The 255-nt window shown below is 43.9% G+C and carries 2 rRNA genes; both read right to left on the bottom strand.

Annotated features, from left to right (window positions below):
- A 5S ribosomal RNA gene (rrf, locus tag KI343_RS19960) occupies positions 1-76 on the bottom strand; the annotation flags it as partial.
- Between the two features lie 66 nt (positions 77-142).
- Positions 143-255: ribosomal RNA gene (locus tag KI343_RS19955) — 23S ribosomal RNA — on the bottom strand; the annotation flags it as partial.

The following is a 255-nucleotide window of genomic DNA, read 5'->3' as shown; positions in this document are numbered from 1 at the left end:
TACCATTGGCGCTGAAGAACTTAACTTCTGTGTTCGGCATGGGAACAGGTGTGACCTCTTCGCTATCGCCACCAGACCTAAAATATTTAATTGGGATTTTGCACCCTGAAAACTAAATAAGAGTAACTTGACATGAAAAAACTTAGATAAGTCCTCAATCGATTAGTATCCGTCAGCTGCACGTGTCGCCACGCTTCCACCTCGGACCTATCAACCTCATCGTCTCTGAGGGATTTTACTCACTTAAAGTGATGG

Source organism: Oceanobacillus sp. J11TS1, from assembly GCF_018333215.1.
Lineage (GTDB): Bacteria > Bacillota > Bacilli > Bacillales > Amphibacillaceae > Oceanobacillus.
Note: the sequence above shows the minus strand (reverse complement) of the source record. Positions and strands in the feature narration are given on the sequence as shown.